Source organism: Paenibacillus sp. OK076 (genome assembly GCF_900110055.1).
Classification (GTDB): Bacteria; Bacillota; Bacilli; order Paenibacillales; family Paenibacillaceae; genus Paenibacillus.
On record NZ_FOCH01000001.1, the window covers coordinates 1,543,734 to 1,562,466 of the forward strand.

At 44.8% G+C, this 18,733-nt stretch carries 21 protein-coding genes; all 21 read left to right on the forward strand.

Annotated elements, in window-relative coordinates:
- Nucleotide 1 precedes the first annotated feature (1 nt).
- The 21 genes from trmFO to BMY78_RS07100 all read left to right on the forward strand — a co-directional run bounded on the left by trmFO (nt 2) and on the right by BMY78_RS07100 (nt 18,728).
- Complete coding sequence (gene trmFO, locus BMY78_RS07000) at nt 2–1,345, forward strand: FADH(2)-oxidizing methylenetetrahydrofolate--tRNA-(uracil(54)-C(5))-methyltransferase TrmFO (RefSeq protein ID WP_371121177.1); 1,344 nt, start codon at nt 2–4, stop codon at nt 1,343–1,345.
- 26 nt (nt 1,346–1,371) lie between these two features.
- A complete protein-coding gene (hslV, locus tag BMY78_RS07005; protein ID WP_024630205.1) occupies nt 1,372–1,914 on the forward strand; it encodes an ATP-dependent protease subunit HslV in 543 nt (180 codons plus the stop codon).
- Between the two features lie 138 nt (nt 1,915–2,052).
- Nucleotides 2,053–3,453 (forward strand): ATP-dependent protease ATPase subunit HslU, encoded by a 1,401-nt coding sequence (hslU, locus tag BMY78_RS07010; RefSeq protein WP_090895946.1) that lies wholly within the window; start codon nt 2,053–2,055, stop codon nt 3,451–3,453.
- Nucleotides 3,454–4,443: 990 nt separating this feature from the next.
- The gene (gene flgB / locus BMY78_RS07015; RefSeq protein WP_090895949.1) at nt 4,444–4,851 is read left to right on the forward strand and encodes a flagellar basal body rod protein FlgB; all 408 of its coding nucleotides are present in this window, start codon (nt 4,444–4,446) and stop codon (nt 4,849–4,851) included.
- Nucleotides 4,852–4,856: 5 nt separating this feature from the next.
- Nucleotides 4,857–5,309 carry a flagellar basal body rod protein FlgC gene (gene flgC, locus BMY78_RS07020; RefSeq protein WP_090895951.1) on the forward strand — a complete coding sequence of 151 codons (453 nt, stop codon included), beginning with the start codon at nt 4,857–4,859 and terminating at the stop codon, nt 5,307–5,309.
- Nucleotides 5,310–5,372: 63 nt separating this feature from the next.
- The gene (gene fliE / locus BMY78_RS07025; RefSeq protein WP_090895954.1) at nt 5,373–5,684 is read left to right on the forward strand and encodes a flagellar hook-basal body complex protein FliE; all 312 of its coding nucleotides are present in this window, start codon (nt 5,373–5,375) and stop codon (nt 5,682–5,684) included.
- A 137-nt stretch (nt 5,685–5,821) separates the two neighbouring features.
- On the forward strand, nt 5,822–7,405 hold the full coding sequence (gene fliF / locus BMY78_RS07030; protein WP_090895957.1) for a flagellar basal-body MS-ring/collar protein FliF: 1,584 nt from the start codon (nt 5,822–5,824) through the stop codon (nt 7,403–7,405).
- 11 nt (nt 7,406–7,416) lie between these two features.
- Nucleotides 7,417–8,433, forward strand: a complete 1,017-nt coding sequence (fliG, locus tag BMY78_RS07035; protein ID WP_053783792.1) for a flagellar motor switch protein FliG — start codon at nt 7,417–7,419, stop codon at nt 8,431–8,433.
- A complete protein-coding gene (locus tag BMY78_RS07040) occupies nt 8,426–9,286 on the forward strand; it encodes a FliH/SctL family protein (protein ID WP_090895959.1) in 861 nt (286 codons plus the stop codon). The genes fliG and BMY78_RS07040 overlap by 8 nt, the downstream gene beginning before the upstream one ends.
- Entirely contained in the window at nt 9,273–10,592 is a 1,320-nt protein-coding gene (gene fliI / locus BMY78_RS07045; RefSeq protein ID WP_090895961.1) for a flagellar protein export ATPase FliI, read from the forward strand. The genes BMY78_RS07040 and fliI overlap by 14 nt, the downstream gene beginning before the upstream one ends.
- Nucleotides 10,593–10,603: 11 nt before the next feature.
- Nucleotides 10,604–11,056: a flagellar export protein FliJ gene (fliJ, locus tag BMY78_RS07050; protein ID WP_090895964.1), complete on the forward strand. Its 453-nt coding sequence runs from the start codon at nt 10,604–10,606 to the stop codon at nt 11,054–11,056.
- A gap of 44 nt (nt 11,057–11,100) precedes the next feature.
- Nucleotides 11,101–12,036: a MotE family protein gene (locus BMY78_RS07055; RefSeq protein ID WP_090895967.1), complete on the forward strand. Its 936-nt coding sequence runs from the start codon at nt 11,101–11,103 to the stop codon at nt 12,034–12,036.
- Nucleotides 12,037–12,078: 42 nt separating this feature from the next.
- Nucleotides 12,079–13,452, forward strand: coding sequence for a flagellar hook-length control protein FliK (locus tag BMY78_RS07060; protein ID WP_090895969.1), 1,374 nt, complete (start codon nt 12,079–12,081; stop codon nt 13,450–13,452).
- A 19-nt stretch (nt 13,453–13,471) separates the two neighbouring features.
- Complete coding sequence (locus BMY78_RS07065) at nt 13,472–14,017, forward strand: flagellar hook capping FlgD N-terminal domain-containing protein (RefSeq protein ID WP_090895972.1); 546 nt, start codon at nt 13,472–13,474, stop codon at nt 14,015–14,017.
- On the forward strand, nt 14,014–14,397 hold the full coding sequence (locus BMY78_RS07070) for a TIGR02530 family flagellar biosynthesis protein (RefSeq protein WP_090895975.1): 384 nt from the start codon (nt 14,014–14,016) through the stop codon (nt 14,395–14,397). Before BMY78_RS07065 ends, BMY78_RS07070 begins: the two co-directional genes overlap by 4 nt.
- Before the next feature lie 82 nt (nt 14,398–14,479).
- Nucleotides 14,480–15,298: a flagellar basal body rod protein FlgG gene (gene flgG, locus BMY78_RS07075; RefSeq protein ID WP_090895977.1), complete on the forward strand. Its 819-nt coding sequence runs from the start codon at nt 14,480–14,482 to the stop codon at nt 15,296–15,298.
- A gap of 66 nt (nt 15,299–15,364) precedes the next feature.
- Nucleotides 15,365–15,586: a flagellar FlbD family protein gene (locus BMY78_RS07080; RefSeq protein ID WP_024630220.1), complete on the forward strand. Its 222-nt coding sequence runs from the start codon at nt 15,365–15,367 to the stop codon at nt 15,584–15,586.
- Entirely contained in the window at nt 15,586–16,044 is a 459-nt protein-coding gene (locus BMY78_RS07085; RefSeq protein ID WP_090895979.1) for a flagellar basal body-associated FliL family protein, read from the forward strand. Before BMY78_RS07080 ends, BMY78_RS07085 begins: the two co-directional genes overlap by 1 nt.
- Nucleotides 16,045–16,083: 39 nt before the next feature.
- Entirely contained in the window at nt 16,084–17,082 is a 999-nt protein-coding gene (fliM, locus tag BMY78_RS07090; RefSeq protein ID WP_090895983.1) for a flagellar motor switch protein FliM, read from the forward strand.
- Nucleotides 17,072–18,334: a flagellar motor switch phosphatase FliY gene (fliY, locus tag BMY78_RS07095; RefSeq protein ID WP_090895986.1), complete on the forward strand. Its 1,263-nt coding sequence runs from the start codon at nt 17,072–17,074 to the stop codon at nt 18,332–18,334. The genes fliM and fliY overlap by 11 nt, the downstream gene beginning before the upstream one ends.
- A 28-nt stretch (nt 18,335–18,362) precedes the next feature.
- On the forward strand, nt 18,363–18,728 hold the full coding sequence (locus BMY78_RS07100) for a response regulator (protein ID WP_017689175.1): 366 nt from the start codon (nt 18,363–18,365) through the stop codon (nt 18,726–18,728).
- Nucleotides 18,729–18,733: the final 5 nt, after the last annotated feature.

The following is an 18,733-nucleotide window of genomic DNA, read 5'->3' on the forward strand; positions in this document are numbered from 1 at the left end:
AATGATTTTGACGAATGAACAACAAGTAACCGTTATTGGTGCCGGGCTCGCAGGAACAGAAGCAGCTTGGCAGATCGCAAGTCGTGGTGTGCGCGTAAAACTATACGAGATGAGACCGGTTGTGAAAACGCCGGCTCACCATACAGATAAATTTGCAGAACTGGTGTGCAGCAACTCGCTTCGTGCCAATGGGTTGACCAACGCAGTCGGTGTATTGAAGGAAGAAATGAGAATGCTTAATTCTCTGGTCTTGGGTGCAGCAGACCGTCATGCCGTTCCGGCAGGTGGAGCACTTGCAGTGGACCGGGACGGATTCTCAGGTGAGATCACATCTACGCTTCATCAGCATCCACTCATCGAAGTTGTCAATGAAGAGTTGACTTCTTTGCCTGAAGACGGAATCGTTGTAGTTGCAACGGGGCCTTTGACTTCACCCGCATTGTCCGAGCAAATCAAGGCACTTATGGGTGAAGAATACTTTTACTTCTATGATGCGGCTGCGCCAATTATCGAAAAAGATTCCATTGATATGAATAAAGTTTATCTGGCTTCACGTTATGATAAAGGCGAAGCAGCATACTTGAACTGTCCGATGACAGAAGAGGAATTCGATGTGTTCTATGAAGCATTGATCACAGCGGAAGTGGCTCAACTGAAAGAGTTTGAGAAAGAAATTTATTTCGAAGGCTGTATGCCAATTGAAGTCATGATGAAACGTGGTAAACAAACAGCTTTGTTTGGCCCAATGAAACCTGTAGGACTTGTCAATCCGCATACTGGAGAACTGCCTCATGCTGTTGTTCAGCTTAGACAGGACAATGCGGCAGGAACACTGTACAATCTGGTAGGATTCCAGACGCATCTGAAATGGGGAGAACAAAAGCGTGTATTTTCTTTGATCCCAGGACTTGAAAATGCGGAATTCGTCCGTTATGGCGTAATGCACCGTAATACATTTATCAATTCTCCTAAACTGCTTCGTCCAACGTATCAGTTCAAAGAGCGTCCGAACCTGTTCTTTGCAGGTCAAATGACGGGAGTAGAAGGGTATGTTGAATCTGCGGCATCCGGTTTAATCGCGGGTATGAATGCGGCCAAAGCAGCGCTTGGGCAGGAACTGGTGGTATTGCCTGTGGAGACCACGCTGGGCAGTATGGCACAGTATATTACAACAGCTGATTTCAAACACTTCCAGCCCATGAACGCAAACTTCGGATTGCTGCCAAAGCTGGAAACTAAAATACGCAACAAAAAGGAAAAAAATGAAGCACTTGCGCAGCGTGCACTGGATGGCATTGCCCGTTTTGCAGCAGCAGAAGGTCTAACCGTTCCGGAACGCGTGTAAATTAATCGTGGGAGGAGGCTGATATCATGGATATGTCATTTCATGCTACAACGATCTGTGCAGTTCGTCATAATGGCAAAGCAGCCATTGCCGGTGATGGTCAGGTAACCATGGGGCAAAGTGTTGTGATGAAAAATACAGCCAAAAAGGTAAGACGTTTATATCGTGGGCAGGTTGTAGCCGGTTTTGCCGGTTCCGTAGCGGATGCCATTACCTTGTTTGAGAAATTCGAAGGCAAGCTGGAGGAGCACCATGGTAATCTGCAGCGCGCAGCTGTAGAGCTTGCCAAGGATTGGCGGCAGGATCGGATCTTGCGCAAATTGGAGGCACTCCTTATTGTTATGGATAAAACGGGTATGCTGCTGATTTCGGGTGGGGGCGAAATTATCGAGCCGGATGATGATGTTATTGCCATTGGTTCAGGAGGAAACTTCGCCCTATCTGCTGCACGTGCGTTAAAACGTCATGCGGTGGATTTGGAAGCAAAAGACATTGCTCGTGAATCACTCCAGATTGCTTCAGAGTTATGTGTATATACCAACAATAATATCATTGTTGAAGAGTTGTAAGGAAAGCAATCTCCCGTTATGGGGCATGATGATTAAATCGGCTCCAGTTACTTCGTGGAGATTCTTTGTCCTTGTAGGTAAAATTTATAACATTCTATCGCATAAACAAGGTTCGCATACTGGTAGGAGGGAAGCTATATGAATACTCAAGCATTAACGCCAAGACAAATCGTTACAGAGCTTGATAAGTACATTGTAGGTCAAAAACAGGCTAAAAAATCGGTAGCGGTCGCCCTTCGCAATCGTTATCGCCGTAGCCTTTTGCCCGAACATACCCAAGATGATATTGTACCTAAAAATATTCTGATGATTGGACCTACTGGTGTCGGTAAAACAGAGATTGCACGCCGACTGGCTAAGTTGGTAGGAGCCCCATTCGTCAAGGTCGAGGCTACGAAGTTCACGGAAGTGGGTTATGTTGGCCGTGACGTGGAATCTATGATTCGTGATTTGATTGAAACATCGCTGCGGATGGTCAAGCTGGAACGTACTGAAAAGGTCAAGGACAAAGCGGAAGAGGCTGCCAATGAGCGGATTGTACATATTTTGGCCCCTTCACAATCCAAATCCAAAAATCAGCGGAATCCGTTCGAAATGATTTTTGGCAATAATGGCAGCAACACGCCAGAAACCGATGAGCAAGAACCGGATACGGGAGTGGCTGAGCGTCGACGCAAAATCAAATTTGATTTGTTATCTGGCAAACTGGAAGATGACGTTATCGAGATTGATGTGGAAGATACCGCGCCTAACATGATGGACATGTTCGCAGGTCAAGGGAACGATCAGATGGGGATGAACATGCAGGAGATGTTTGGCAGTTTATTGCCTCGTCGTACCAAGAAACGTAAACTGGCGATTAAGGAAGCCCGCAAAGTGCTCATTCAGGAAGAAGCGGGCAAGTTGATCGATATGGATGATGTTACTCAGGAGTCCATTCGCCGGGCGGAACAGACAGGTATCATATTCATTGACGAAATTGATAAAGTGGCCAGTCAAGGACGCGGTAGCGGCCCCGATGTATCCCGTGAAGGTGTACAGCGTGATATTTTGCCAATCGTGGAAGGGTCTACGGTAATGACAAAGTATGGTCCTGTCAAAACGGATTACATCCTGTTTATGGCAGCCGGTGCATTTCACGTAGCGAAACCCTCGGATCTCATTCCAGAGCTCCAGGGGCGTTTCCCAATCCGTGTAGAACTGAACAGCCTGACGCTTGATGAGTTTGTATCAATCCTCACGGAACCTAAAAATGCGTTAACCAAGCAGTATGTGGATTTGCTGCGTACGGAGAATATTGAGATTGAGTTCTCGGATGATGCTATTCGTGAGATTGCCAAGCTGGCTGAGTCCGTGAATCAGAATACCGAAAATATCGGTGCACGGCGCCTGCATACTATTCTGGAGAAACTTCTTGAGGATCTGTCTTTTGAAGCACCAGAGCTTACGCTGGAGCGTATGGTAATCACTCCGGAATATGTACGTGAGAAATTGAATGACATTGCACTTGATCGTGATTTAAGTCAATATATCTTGTAACATAGATGTAATGCTCTGTTCAAAGTGTATTTGAAGTAGAATGACGGTATACATTATGGATCAATAAAGGTTAAAAGACTACAGGGATATAGGATAACCGGTCCTGGTTCTGACTGTAGTAGACTTTATTGAACCCATCTGTATGCCGTTTATTTTTGTTATAACCTAATATAATGCTGGATTACAACCGATAAAAGAGATGGAGTTGTTATAAGACGAAAGATAATCTAGGACTTGTGCCGCAGATATAATGAATTTAAGATTATTGGTATAGTGGGAGCTAATAATTTATAGTTCTAAAAATGCCAATAAAAGGATTTATTTTTTCCAAGTCTGGTTATCGGTTTAATTAACAAGAGAAGATGAGTTTGCGCAAATGTGCAAAATATGAATTGGATTTCATTGCGGATGTGACAAAAAAATATCGTTTCATCAAAATCTGCATACAAGATATAAATGTTAAAAAAGTGTTGGGGAAATTCAGTAAAATCAAATAATGTAATATCGATATTTTGTCAATTATCTATTTCATTGAAGTTCAAAGAGTGTAGATGAATTAATAAGAAAGCTTATTATATCGGTAAATATTTCTAACTGGAAATCGTTTGAAGCTTTTCGATGAATCCCTTGTATGTATTATTATGATGTGCTCAAATGTGTTGAAGCAGAGTATAAATTTTAAGAATGTTTAAGAGCTCATATCGAGCACTTAAGCTTATTTTTGTTTTGGGCCCCGACATTTACGAAAAAATTCATAATTTGCAGAAAATACACAAAAAGCTCTGTCTTTCAGAAAAGATAGGGCTTTTTTCTTATTGTAATATATCCCAATCTCGAAGAAACTTATGTTATACGACAACATCAGAGTTAATTCTACTTAAGTCCTAGAAAACCGTGTAAAAGCGAATGTTTTTTGTCGAAAAAACATAAGCATCCTGACGGAAAAAGATTGAATCTATTTCCATAATTTCTAAAGAGAGGAGGGCGATTATGAATCTTTTGAATGATATTAGTTTTCAAAGGCTACAAGGTGCACTCGATGCCTCCAACATTAGACAACGAACGATTGCTGACAACATTGCGAATGCGGACACCCCATATTTTAAGCGTTCGGACGTTGCTTTTGAAGAAATGCTACAGGAAAAAATGAATGGAGATATGCCTGTTCTTAAAGGAAAAGTAACGGATTCAAGGCATTTTGTCATAGGTCCTTCCTCTTCCATACCTACACCTGTAGTTAATATGGACCAGTCAACCTCCATGAATAACAACCAGAACAACGTCGATGTAGACAAAGAGATGAGTCTTCTGGCGGAGAACCAGCTGCGTTACAACGCTTATATTCAGCAAGTGAATGAACAGATTAAAATGATGCGTGTTGGAGTCGAAGGGAGATAACTTAGGTGAATATCAGTAACAGTTTCAGTATCAGTGCATCGGCTCTAACAGCTCAGCGTTTGCGGATGGACGTTATATCTTCCAACATTGCCAACGCAGAGACGACGCGCGCGAGTGTAACCAACGGCGAGGCGGTTCCTTACAAGCGCAAGATGGTTGTACTTGAGCCCAACAAGACTTCCTTCAACAGTTTGCTTCAAAATCAGATGAAAAGCAGTGGGTCTGGAGAGGGAGTTCGAGTATCAGAGATTCGTGAAGATCAGTCGCCACTGAAACCGGTCTATGATCCTTCACATCCGGATGCCAACGCTGAAGGGTACGTGTACATGCCTAACGTCGATATCGCGAAAGAAATGGTGGATATGATCTCAGCTTCACGATCATATGAAGCAAACGTCACAGCTTTGAACTCAACCAAAGCGATGATATCCAAGGCATTGGAAATTGGAAGAGCCTAGTTAACGGCTAAAGGTGGAAATGTTCATAAAATCAAAGAACACAGATGAAAGGGAGGGACATTAATGATTCAGAACAACATGTTTAGCACACAGGGGATTCAACCGCTTCAGATGCAAAGTACGGCACAAAGTAAACCATCTACACCAGCCGAAACCATTGAGAGCTTCGGTACATACCTACAGAATGCGCTAGGGTCTGTAGCTGCACAGGAGACCCAAGCACATGAAATGTCAAACCAATTCCTGGTTGGAAAAGCGAACGTTGATCAGGTGATGATCGCTTCTGAACAGGCTCTGCTGAGTCTTCAACTTACGACTCAAGTCCGAAACAAAGTAGTCGAAGCATATCAGGAGATTATGCGTACGCAATTATAAAATGGCTTACATGCGCTTCGACAACAGCGCTGATTACTACAACAAGCAGCTGCAATGCTGCTCCTGACCGTTAAACTTTAGAACCTATAGAGATTGCGGAAGGACAGACCAAGCAAAGTTTCGGATGGGGTGACAGAGTGAATGAGAGAATTGCCCAGTACAGGGATAAGGCATCCCAGTATTGGAATAGTTTCAGCAAAAAGCAAAAAGTATTATTTATTTCCACCTTCCTGTTTTTAATTTTGGCTGCAGTTGTACTAACCATGCAATTGTCAAAGACGGAATATGAAGTTGCTTTCACGGATTTGAATGCAAGTGACTCCGCAGGCGTCATTAGTTATCTTGATTCATCCAGTATTCCATACAAATTAAGTGCAGACGGCAAGACTATATCTGTACCGAGCACGGATGTTGCTATTGCAAAAGTAAATATCGGATCACAAGGAATTATTCAGAACGGTTCATTAGGATATAAGTCATTCGAGGAGTCATCATCTCCAATCGGGATGACGGATAAAGAGTTCGATGTGAAGTATAACAACGCATTGAACGGAGAAGTGGAGCAGCTGCTTCAACGGATGCAAGGCATACAGGATGCTAAAGTACTGGTCAATATGCCAAAAGATAATATCTTTGCTGGCCTGGAAGAACAGGATAAAGCATCAGCATCAGTGGCCTTGCAGTTTAAACCGGGTTATCACCCCAATCAGGCTGCGGTAGATGGATATTTTAATTTGGTCAAGACAGCCATTCCGAATCTACCTATTGAAAACATAACAATAACGAACACGGATGAAGCGGAACTGATTCCGACGGCCCGAGGTGGTAGCGGGGGATTGTCTTCTGAAGTCCAAGAGAACATGGCGTTACAGAAGAAATTCGAAAATGATGTTCGCAATAATGTGAAACAATTTCTTTCCCAGATTGTGGGTGACGAGAATGTTAATGTTCTGGTTGCTTCCAAGCTTAATTTTGACAAGGAAACACGGAAAGAAAACCTGGTTACACCGGTCGATGTAGATAATATGAAAGGCATCGAGATCAGTGTGCAAGAGATTCAAAAAAGCTACACTGGGGCAAGCAACCCGACAGGTGGTGTTGCTGGCACAGGCCAAGAGGAAGTTCCGGGTTATCCGTCATCGGATGCATCTGGAAATTCAACCTCTGAAGAAACATCTAGCACTAAAAACTACGATGTCAACCGAATTGTTAAAGATATCATTTCCAGTCCATATACTGTAAAAGATTTAACCATTAACGTCGCGGTTGAACCACCGGCAGGACAAACAGAAATACAAGCACCGGTTCACGATGCAATTGAAAATATTTTGGTTAACATTGTTCGTGCATCATTGGCGGACTCAGGCACTGTAATAAGTGACGCAGATTTGGCCAAAAAAGTTTCGGTAATGTCTCAAGGTTTCCAGACTGCTGCGGCAACCAATACAGGCTTCCAGCTTTCTACCGGAATGATGTGGGGCATAGGAGCACTGGTGGCAGCATTGATTGCAACGGTTGTTATTTTGTTAGTGCGCCGTCGTCGCAAACAGAACGAAATAGAAGAAGAGGACATTCCTCTTCCGGTAGCAACAGAGTTTCCGTCCATTACGTTGGACAGTGTAACGAACGAAAGTCAAGTGCGCAAACAATTGGAGAGTTTGGCCAAGAAAAAGCCAGACGAATTCGTCAATCTGCTGCGTACGTGGCTGGCTGACGAATAGAGGTGAACGCATTGGCGAAGGCAAGCAGTCAAGGTCTGACTGGAAGACAAAAAGCAGCAATTTTGTTGATTACATTAGGTCCGGAAGTATCCGCGCAAATCTTCAAACATTTGCGGGATGAGGAGATCGAACAACTGACGTTGGAAATTGCCAACGTTCGCAAAGTAGATGCTTCCGAAAAAGATATGATTATGTCTGAGTTTCACCAGATCTGTCTCGCACAGGAATACATTTCTCAAGGTGGTATTACGTACGCGAGAGAAATTCTCGAGAAAGCACTCGGGTCGCAAAAAGCACTCGAAGTTATTAACCGTTTGACGGCTACGCTGCAAGTTAGACCATTTGACTTTGCGCGTAAGGCCGATCCGAATCAAATCTTGAACTTTATTCAGAACGAAAGTCCGCAAACGATTGCTCTGGTATTATCGTATTTGCAATTTGAGCAGGCAGCAGCGATCTTGTCTTCGTTACCACAAGAGAAACAAGCCGATGTAGCACGTAGGGTTGCTGTTATGGACAGTACTTCTCCAGAAGTCATTTCTCAAGTGGAGCGGGTGCTCGAACAGAAACTATCTTCTACTGTTACGCAAGATTATACAAATGCGGGTGGTATCGAATCCATCGTTCAGATCTTGAACGGCGTCGACCGTGGTACGGAACGTACTATTCTCGACTCGCTAGAAATCCAAGATCCAGAACTCGCAGAAGAAATCAAAAAACGGATGTTTGTATTCGAAGATATCGTCAATGTGGACGATCGTTCGATCCAGCGTATTATCCGGGATATCGACAACGCCGATTTGCAGTTGGCACTCAAAGTGGCAAGCGAAGAAGTACGGGATGCTGTATTCCGGAATATGTCGAAACGGATGTCCGAGACGTTCAAGGAAGAAATGGAATTCATGGGACCCGTTCGGTTGCGTGATGTTGAGGAAGCTCAGACCCGTATCGTAGGAACGATCCGTAGATTGGAAGAAGCTGGTGAGATCATTATCGCTCGTGGTGGAGGAGATGATATCATTGTCTAATTTGATTAAATCTTTCCAGTATGTGCCGGTTGATGACCGCAAACGACTCGAAAATCATCATCATTATGGTGGACAGGAGTCTGATGCGGAATTAGATGGTGAACGTGCTGAAGGTTCCGAAGCTGAGATGCTGCAGGCACGCGTGGACGAAGAAACACAACGTCTTACTGCGGAAATGCTGGAGGATGCCAAGGAGTTTGCAGAAAAGCAGGTACGTGAAGCTTCGGAGGAAGCGGAGCGATTGCTTCAAGAAGCCCGTGAACAGATTGATAGCTGGTGGCAGGAGCAGCGTCAGCAGGATGAACATCTGACTGAAGCGCTTCGTTCACAAGGTTTTCAGCAGGGTTTTGAAGAAGGCAAAGTACAGGCCGAACTGGATCTCCAGGTGAAGATCGAAGAGATGATGAAGGAAGCCCGTGGAGTGCTTGAAGAAGCTTACGTTGCCAAAGACCTGATTATTCAGGAAGCAGAGCCCTTCCTTGTGGATCTCGCCTGTGGTATCGCTGAGAAGGTGATTGACAAACAACTCTCCGTTGAACCGGAACACACGCTTGAACTGATTCGTCAAAGTTTGTCCCGCAAACGTGAACAGGGGATGATCACCTTATGTGTGGCACCTGAGCAATTTTCTTTTGTGCAGGCTGCACGTGAAGAGTTGGCTATGGCAATTGACTCTCAGGCAGAGTTACAGATTTTGCCTGACGCTACGGTAAAAGACAAGGGGTGTGTTATACGGTCGTCGTTTGGAAGTGTAGATGCCAGAATTGATACCCAGCTCGCTGAAATTAAAAAAGAACTGATCCGCATAGCACTTGAGGATGAGGGGCGAAAAAATCAACATGAAGATTCTTAGCTCACAGCGATACATGGAACATCTTAAACAATTTGATCCCGTTCGCATTAACGGTAAGGTCACTCAGGTCATTGGTCTTATGGTTGAGTCTGAAGGTCCGGATGCTAGCATTGGTGATGTATGTTACATCTACCCCGGAAAATCTGCCAAGCCTCTTCAGGCAGAGGTTGTCGGGTTTCGGGATAACAAAGTATTGCTCATGCCGCTCGGTGAACTTCAGTCCATTGGTCCTGGATGTGATGTGGTCGGAACGGGTAAACCACTTGGGGTTCAGGTTGGATCTGAATTGCTCGGCAAGGTAATAGATGGCTTGGGACAACCTTTGGATGGTTCCTTGTTGCCCTCCAGAATGCCAATGTACTCCACATCCAACACGCCTGTGAATCCGATGGACCGTCCACGGGTACTCGAAACGATGAGTGTAGGTGTGAGAGCCATTGACGGTCTGTTGACGGTTGGCAAAGGACAGAGGGTCGGCATTTTTGCCGGATCGGGTGTTGGTAAAAGTACGTTGATGGGTATGATCGCCCGCAATACAGCGGCAGATGTCAATGTCATTGCTTTGGTGGGGGAGAGGGGCCGTGAGGTTCGTGACTTTATTGAACGGGATCTGGGTCCGGAAGGACTGGAACGATCCGTCGTTATTGTGGCTACCTCTGATCAACCTGCTCTGATTCGAATCAAAGGTGCGGTCATCGCAACTACGATTGCGGAGTATTTCAGAGATAGAGGCATGAATGTCATGTTGATGATGGACTCCGTTACACGGTATGCCATGGCACAGAGGGAAGTGGGACTTGCTGTGGGGGAACCTCCTGCAATGAGAGGATATACTCCTTCTGTTTTTGCGAGTTTGCCCAAGCTGCTTGAGCGAGCAGGGACTGGACCCACAGGTTCGATTACTGCTTTTTACACCGTCCTTGTCGACGGGGATGATATGAACGAACCGATCGCAGATGCGGTGAGAGGTATATTGGATGGTCATATTGTACTGAATCGGTCCATCGCGAACAAAGGTCATTTCCCTGCCATTGATGTGCTTGCAAGCATTAGCCGGGTTATGAAGGATATTGCTCCTGAAGAGCAGCTGGAAGCCGTTAATAATATGAAGAGACTGATGGCTGTGTACAAGGAATCTGAGGATTTAATCAACATTGGGGCTTATCAAAGAGGTTCAAATGCTGCCATTGATGAATCCATAGACCAGATTGATAGCATCTGGAATTTTACAAGGCAGAAAGTTGATGAAAAAGTAACGCTGAGTGAAGTGCAGGAACGTTTGATTCTTGAATTTGCAAGGAGATGAATGGGTAAACGATGAAATTTCGATATCATTTCCAGAAGGTTGTTGACCTGAAAAGCAATGAAAAAACGCAAGCGGAATGGATGTTATCCACAGCCATCGGGAAACTTCAGACGGAGGAAGAGCATCTTTTACAACTATTAAATGATAAAAAAGAACTGATTGATGTCATTCAATCCGCTACGGAAAGTTCAGCTTCCGTATCCAGCTTGCAGGAGATGCAACGGTATGTCCATCACCTTGACGAGTGCATCTCACGCAAAAGCAGTGATGTCAGACATGCTGAGGTCAATGTGCAACGGAATCAGACGTTTCTGAACGGCAAAATGATGGACGAAAAAGTATGGCTTGGGGCGAGAGACAAGGCCAAAATCAAATTTCAGCAGGAGATGCTCCTCCGGGAACAGAACGATCTGGACGAGATGGCTACTGTACGCTTCGCTGCCAAAGCCGGACGCGCGAATTGATGTGGCCGGACGCGAAGTTGTCTCGTGAAGGAGGAAAATGAACAATGGCTGTTAAAGACACAGATATGGAAAAAGAGTCGAGCGGCGGTTGGGAAAAGTTCTTGATGATTTCAATCCCAATTGTGTTCACTGTGGTTTTGTTGGGTGTTTTGCTCACGCTATTTAATGTAGATATTCGCAACAACCTGCTTGAAGTAGCTAACAAAATTCCTGTCGTGAAGGACTGGGTACCTGATCCTGTGCTAGATCCGGAGAAAAAGAAACTGGAGAAGAGCGAGCAGCAGGTCGAGAGTGCAGAAGCGACAATTGATAAGCTGAAGGCACAAGTAAGCGAGAAAGAAACAGAGCTCAAAGCAGCAAAGGATGCCACAACCACAGAGGCGAAGAAAGCAAGCGATTTGCAAAAGAAATTGGATGATGCGGAAAAAGCTGCTGAAACCGCTGCGCAGAATCCAGAGACCGAGTCTGATTATCAGAAACAAATTAAAGATTTGGCGAAGATGTATGCAGAGATGAGTCCTAGTAAAGCCGCGCCGATTTTGCAAAATATGACGAATGAAGAGATGGTACTGCTTCTGAGTGCGATGCAATCGGCTGCACGGACCAAGGTGCTGGAAAAGATGGACCCAAAAACAGCGGCTGATGTCACGATGATGATGAAGGATGCGAAACCATCCGGTGATCTGGCTCTGGATGCACTGCAATCTCGATTAAAGAAAGAGACTGCAACGACATCAACGGCGTCTACAACCAATTCCAAAAACTTGGATAAAAATCAGCTTAGTCAAACGTTTGCTTCCATGTCAGCTTCTAGTGGAGCCAAGCTGTTGCTCGAAACATACAAGCTGAGTCCGGACAAAACCTTGACCATTTTGAATTCTGTCGACGATGCTACACGATCTCAATTGCTGGAAAATATGTCGACTGAAAATTCGGTTGAGACTGCAAAAATATTAAATAAATTAATGGGTAACAAGTAAGAGTAGTAACTTCTGTTTACTACGGAGAGGAGGTGAAAATAAATGTCGATTGTATATCAAATGGCATCCACATCATCTGCCAAGACAACAGGAGCAGCACAGACAGCTGGAACTGGATCCAAAGGTGCAACTGCTGGAGCTGGTGATTTTTTGCAAACTCTTGCCCAATCATTGAGTGGTGATGCAACGGCTGAGAACAGTTCGGCTGCAGCAGCGAGCTTAACAGCGAATCCGCTGATGTTTACCTTTGCAGCTAGTGAAGACGGGGAACAAACATCGATCACTGATATCTTGAGTTCGTTATTCGCAGATTTGGATTCACTAGATGAAGCTTTGGAAAATGATCCGTCACTACTAGGGGATTTACAAAGTCTGATTCAGCAGATGTACGCTCAATTAGATAATAATGCTGGTATTCAAGCTGATGGTTCTAATGAGCCTACAAGTGAAGCGGGAAATGCAGCATCAGCAATTGATCTGGCGGAACATCCAGCAGCAGTGCGCTTTGTATTGCAGGATGTGCTCACACAGTTAATTGCGGGTATGAATGAGCCGGATAGTACAGTTGTCAAGAATGCTCCAGAATTCAAGCATCTGCTTCAATCTCTTCAAAGTCAGCTGCAGGATGCTGGCGTTGACACCAGTCTTAACAAAGGGTGGACTGAACTTAAATCCATTCTGGATACATTAGCGGTGGCTAAGGATCAGGCTGTGCAAGTGGCTCCAACAAATCAAACGTCCAAGCAAGACTCAGTGGCATCACAAGTTCTTGTTGCGGCCGCTTCAAATACTGGAATTAAAGTTACAGCGGAAACGGACTCAACACCTATTGCAAATGAAGCTCTAGAAGTGGACCATTCAAGTATCATTACGGCAGGAGAGTTGTCCTTACGTTCATCCGGGACATCAGCAGGTAAACCAGCCGAACCTGTCATGCAAGCATCTCAGTTTGCAAAAGAGATGACACAGTTTGTGGTGAACAAGCTGGATATCGTGCAGCAAAAGGGATTTTCGGAGGCAACTATCTCACTACGTCCGGAGCATCTGGGTAAGCTGGATGTGCAAATTACTTTGCAAAACGGGCAATTGGTTGCACGGTTTATGACTGAGCATACGATGGCGAAAGACATGCTGGAACAGCAAATGATGCAACTGCGTAGCTCGCTTCAAGCTCAAGGCATTCAAGTGGAACGACTTGAGGTTACTCAGAACAGTTCTCTGGGGTCACAAATGTACCAGGATGGTGGACGCCAGCCAGGGAGCAATTCTCAGCAACAACGTCGCTCACGTGAACGTGAAGAACAATCGGATGATGCTGTAACTACAGCAACAATCCAGGAAGAATTACGCAACTGGCGCAGTGAGCATGAGGAAGGAAACGACCTGCAAAGAGACACGTTTACAGCAGAGGCTTAAACAGAAATGAGGTGAAAAGATGGCTAATGAAGCGATTTCTACCAATAATACATGGCCTAACTATTCGGCAGCGAATAAAGCTACAACAAGCGCTGCAACAAAAGAGTTAGGCAAGGATCAGTTTCTTAAAATATTGATCACTCAGCTACAAAATCAGGATCCGATGCAGCCAATGGAAGATAAGGAATTTATCGCTCAGATGGCTCAGTTCAGTTCGGTAGAACAACTGGTGAATATCTCATCTCAGCTCAAGACTTTGAATCAGTCCCTTGGGACAGTATCGGGTATGATTGGCCGCGAGATCAGTTGGCTTTCTTCTAATAAAGAGGATAACGGAACCCTCCGTCAGGGGATTGTGGATTCCATTATCGTACGAGATGGTGTTCAATACGCCAAAGTGGGCAATGACGAAATCAAGCTAGATGAAATTATTCAGGTAACTAATCCAACACAGGCTGAGGAAAATGAAACTCCAGTTCAGGACGCTGCAGATTCAACTGTAACGAACGAAACCAAGGAACCAGAACCATCAGCACAGCCTGAAGACAATGGAAACATGTTATGAGTGACCGCATAACCGTAGGCCAACTGTACTCAGGTCCAATTACACCCAATTTGCTTAACCGCTCCAAAGCGGGAGAAGCATCCAATGTACCTGAACGCCCTTTTGCACAGGTATTGGAAGACAACCTCCTTAAATTGAGTAATCATGCTGCCAAAAGGCTAGAACAGCGCGGTATTGAACTTAAGACTGAGCAGATGCAGCAGATTGGAACTGCACTGGATAAGGCTGCTGCCAAAGGAGCCAAGGAATCCTTGATTTTGATGAAAGATATGGCTTTTATCGTTAATGTCAAAAATCGTACTGTTGTTACAGCCATGGATAGTGAAAGCATGAAGGATAATGTATTCACCCAGATTGATAGTGCTGTAATCATTTCTTGACCGGCTGGCCCTTCTCGGGAGCCGGAATGCCGCTGACCGACTGACGCGGTAACCAAATTAAGGCTGGGAGGATTTTTAAAAAATGTTGAAATCAATGTACTCAGGCGTTTCCGGGATGCGGGGTTTTCAAACGAAACTTGATGTTATCGGTAATAATATTGCGAACGTGAATACGGTTGGTTTTAAAGGTAGCCGTGTCATGTTCAAAGATATTATGAGCCAGACCACTGCAGGGGTGACTGCACCAACGGATACTCCAACAGGTGGTGTGAATGCGAAGCAAATCGGTTTGGGTGTATCTGTAGGATCAATTGACACATTGCATCTTGCAGGAAGTCCTATGACAACAAACAATCCAACAGATTTACGTATTAATGGAGATGGTTTCTTTCTGGTTGCGATGTCGGAGGATCAGGAAGTTCCATTCCTAACTCGTGCTGGGGATTTTCACGTAGATGCGGATCGTAATCTGGTTACATCTGACGGCCTCTTCGTACTAGACAGTGGAGGTGGACCAATCACAATTGCTGATGATGTCGTTTCCTTTACAATCGGCCAAAACGGTATGATTAACCAAACAATGGCTGACGGAACAATCGAAAGTGAAACTCAACTGGGTATTGGGAAAGTTGTCAACCCTGAAGGTCTAGAAAAAATAGGGGGTAATCTTTACCGAATGACAGCCAATGCCAATCCTGATGGCACACTTGATCCTTTAACAGCAAATGATGCCGAGAATGGTACGGGTTCTATTATTGCAGGACAACTTGAAATGTCCAACGTGGATCTAACAGGTGAATTCACAGAGATGATCGTTGCTCAGCGTGGATTCCAGGCGAACTCACGGATTATTACAACGTCCGATGAAGTGCTTCAGGAAGTTGTTAACCTGAAACGTTAATAGCTGATTAGCAATTTTTAATGCGTGGAGGAGCTTGCTCCTCCACTCTGATCAAGGGGGCTTAGCATGATTTCGGTTACGCGGTTAAATGGTTCTCCCATGTGGTTAAATGCGCTGATGGTTGAAATTGTGGAAGAGACACCAGACACGTATATTACTCTGGTAACCGGAAAGAGACTTATTGTGCTTGAGAAAGCCGATGAGGTTATTTCCAAAATTAAAGATTACAACCGTGAAATCGGGGTTCAGGCAGCCACTATTAAAGTGCAGCAAACGGAGGAGTCCTGATGAAAAAGATGTTGCCTTGGCTTGCAACAAGCTTGCTAGCGATAACACTCATTGTGGTGGTTGTGTTTGTATTTATGCAAGGACAGAACGGGAATAAGATTGATACACATACGGCAGCCGCGGCAGAGAAGAAGATGACTGCGGATGAGATTGTTGCAGTTTCCTCAGAGCTTGGAGAAATTAAAACCAATTTGGCTGATATAGACCATGTTGTAGTTGTAAGTTTTTCTTTCAAATTATCCGACAAAAAGGCTAAAGAAGATTTTGAGAAAATTAAGGAAATCACGGTGAAGCCTATTATCATCCAGACTTTTGCGGATACCAAGTCTGATGAGCTGGCTACAGCGAAAGGTCGCATTCAATTTAATAAAAAATTGACCGAGCTTATTAATGAAGCTTTACCAGAAGGTAAACTTGCCAGCACTAGTTTTTCTGCTTTTGTGATGGCGCCAATGTAATGAACAGGACACGCTGTAAATCTGTAAGGGGGTGAGAACATGGTGGATGTATTATCACAAAATGAGATTGACGCCCTATTAGCTGCCCTTTCCTCTGGTGAGATGGATGCGGAGGAATTGAAAAAGGAAGAAACTCAAAAGAAAATTAGATCCTACGATTTTAAGCGGGCGGTTCGTTTTTCCAAAGATCATATTCGAAGCTTGACCCGTATTCACGAAAACTTTGCACGCTTTCTCACCACTTATTTTTCAGCCCAACTGCGGACGTTCGTTCAGATCAATGTCGTTCAGGTTGAACAGCTGCCTTATGACGAGTTTATCCGTTCTATTCCAAAGATGACGATATTGAACATATTTGAGGCGGAGCCATTACAGGGACGGATGGTGATGGAGGTTCATCCCAACGTGGGTTATGCAATGCTGGATCGTCTGCTTGGCGGAACAGGAAATGCACCGACCAAGATCGCATCGATGACGGAAATTGAGACGACGATTATGGAGCGAATATTCAGCCGTGCGTTTGAGAGTTTGCAGGAAGCATGGAAGACGGTGTTGGATATTTCTCCAAGGATGGAAGCACTGGAGACCAATCCGCAATTTATGCAGATTGTATCCCCCAATGAGACCATTGCTTTGATCTCACTGAGCACCAAAATCGGTGACACCACAGGCATGATCAATTTGTGTATCCCGCATGTCGTTCTTGAGCCTATTATGTCCCGGTTGTCGACTCATCAGTGGTTTGTTTCGGAGAAAAAGACGAGAGCGCCGGAAGAATATGATGCTCTCAGAGAGCGTGTGAACAAAGCTAAACTGCCCGTCGTTGCGGAGTTGGGAGAATCCAGGATTTCGATTGCTGAATTTTTGGGTCTGTCGGTTGGCGATGTCATTACGTTGAACAAACCCGTTGATGAGGGACTGTCCATTAAAGTTGGAGACAGACTGAAGTATATGGGGAGCCCGGGAACGATCAAGGATCGTGTGGCTGTGCAAATAGACAAGATTGTCACCGAAGGAGTTGAAGAATTTGACGAGTAAGGATTATTTATCCCAAGAAGAAATCGATGCTTTGCTCAGACAATCGGAATCGATGAACAGTTCGGAACCGGCTGAGAAAACAGTTGATGATTTTTTGACCGAGCTGGAACAGGATGCCTTGGGGGAGATTGGTAACATTACATTTGGTAGTGCGGCGACAGCTTTGTCCACGCTATTAGGCCTAAAAGTAGATATTACAACACCTAAGGTGTCCATCATCAGTCGGACACAGTTTGATGAAGCCTTTCCTAAGCCTCACGTTGCAGTCCATGTGAATTATGTAGATGGATTTGAAGGAATCAACTCATTAGTCATCAAAAAACGGGATGCTCAAGTCATAGCCGATCTGATGCTTGGCGGTGAAGGGAATCCGGTTGATGAAGAATTGAATGAAATCCATATCAGTGCAGTACAGGAAGCCATGAATCAGATGATGGGTTCGTCTGCTACATCCATGTCCACAATCTTTAACCGTTTCGTGAATATTTCTCCTCCGGGAATTGATATTCTCAATATGGAAAGTGGTGAGGGAGTCAGCAATCTTCCAGAAGATGAGACTCTGATCCAAGTATCATTCCGGCTGTTGATTGGCGATCTGATTGATTCCAATCTCATGCAGCTGCTTCCCGTGCATTTTGCAAAAGAAATGGTAGAGATGTTGATTGGCGGAGCCCAAGAGTCTACTGCTAGCGCACCAGTTGCGTCTACACCTGAGCCAGCACCGGCAGCAGTACCGGCTGCCCCTGAGCAACCTCCGGTTCAACAACAGATACCGCCACAGGCGCAGCAGCCGCCTGTTCAGGATTATAATGGCTATGGACAGGCTCCAATGGGGATGCCTCAAGGAATGCCGCCACAGCAGCCTTATGGCATGCCTGCGCAGCAACCTTATGGTGTACCGCAGCATTACGGCGGTGTGCCGAATAGGAATGTAAACGTACAACCGGTTCAATTCGCCAATTTGCAAAATGGGGCGTTCGGCCAGGTAGACGAAAACAATTTGAATTTATTGATGGACATTCCCCTTAAAGTCACCGTAGAATTAGGAAGGACCCAGAAGCAAATTAAGGATATTTTAGAACTGTCACAAGGTTCAATTGTCGAGCTGGACAAACTGGCCGGTGAACCTGTCGATATTTTGGTGAATAACAAGTTGATTGCCAAAGGTGAGGTTGTCGTAATCGACGAAAACTTTGGTGTTCGTGTTATAGATATCGTAAGCCAATGGGACCGAATTCAGAAATTACAATAAGCACAATTTAGGGAGGACTTGAATCAAGATGGCAAACCGAATTTTAGTCGTGGACGACGCTGCATTTATGAGAATGATGATCCGGGACATTTTGTCCAAAAACGGATACGAGGTCGTTGGCGAAGCACAGGATGGATCACAAGCAATTGAGAAGTTTAAGGAGCTTCGTCCTGATCTGATCACAATGGATATTACCATGCCTGAGATGGATGGTATTGCAGCTTTGAAAGAAATCAAAAAAATTGATGCCAACGCAAAAGTAATTATGTGCTCTGCGATGGGTCAACAAGCGATGGTTATTGATGCAATCCAGGCCGGAGCTAAAGATTTCATCGTGAAGCCGTTCCAATCTGACCGGGTTATCGAAGCAATCAGCAAAACGCTGGGCGTTTAAGAGAC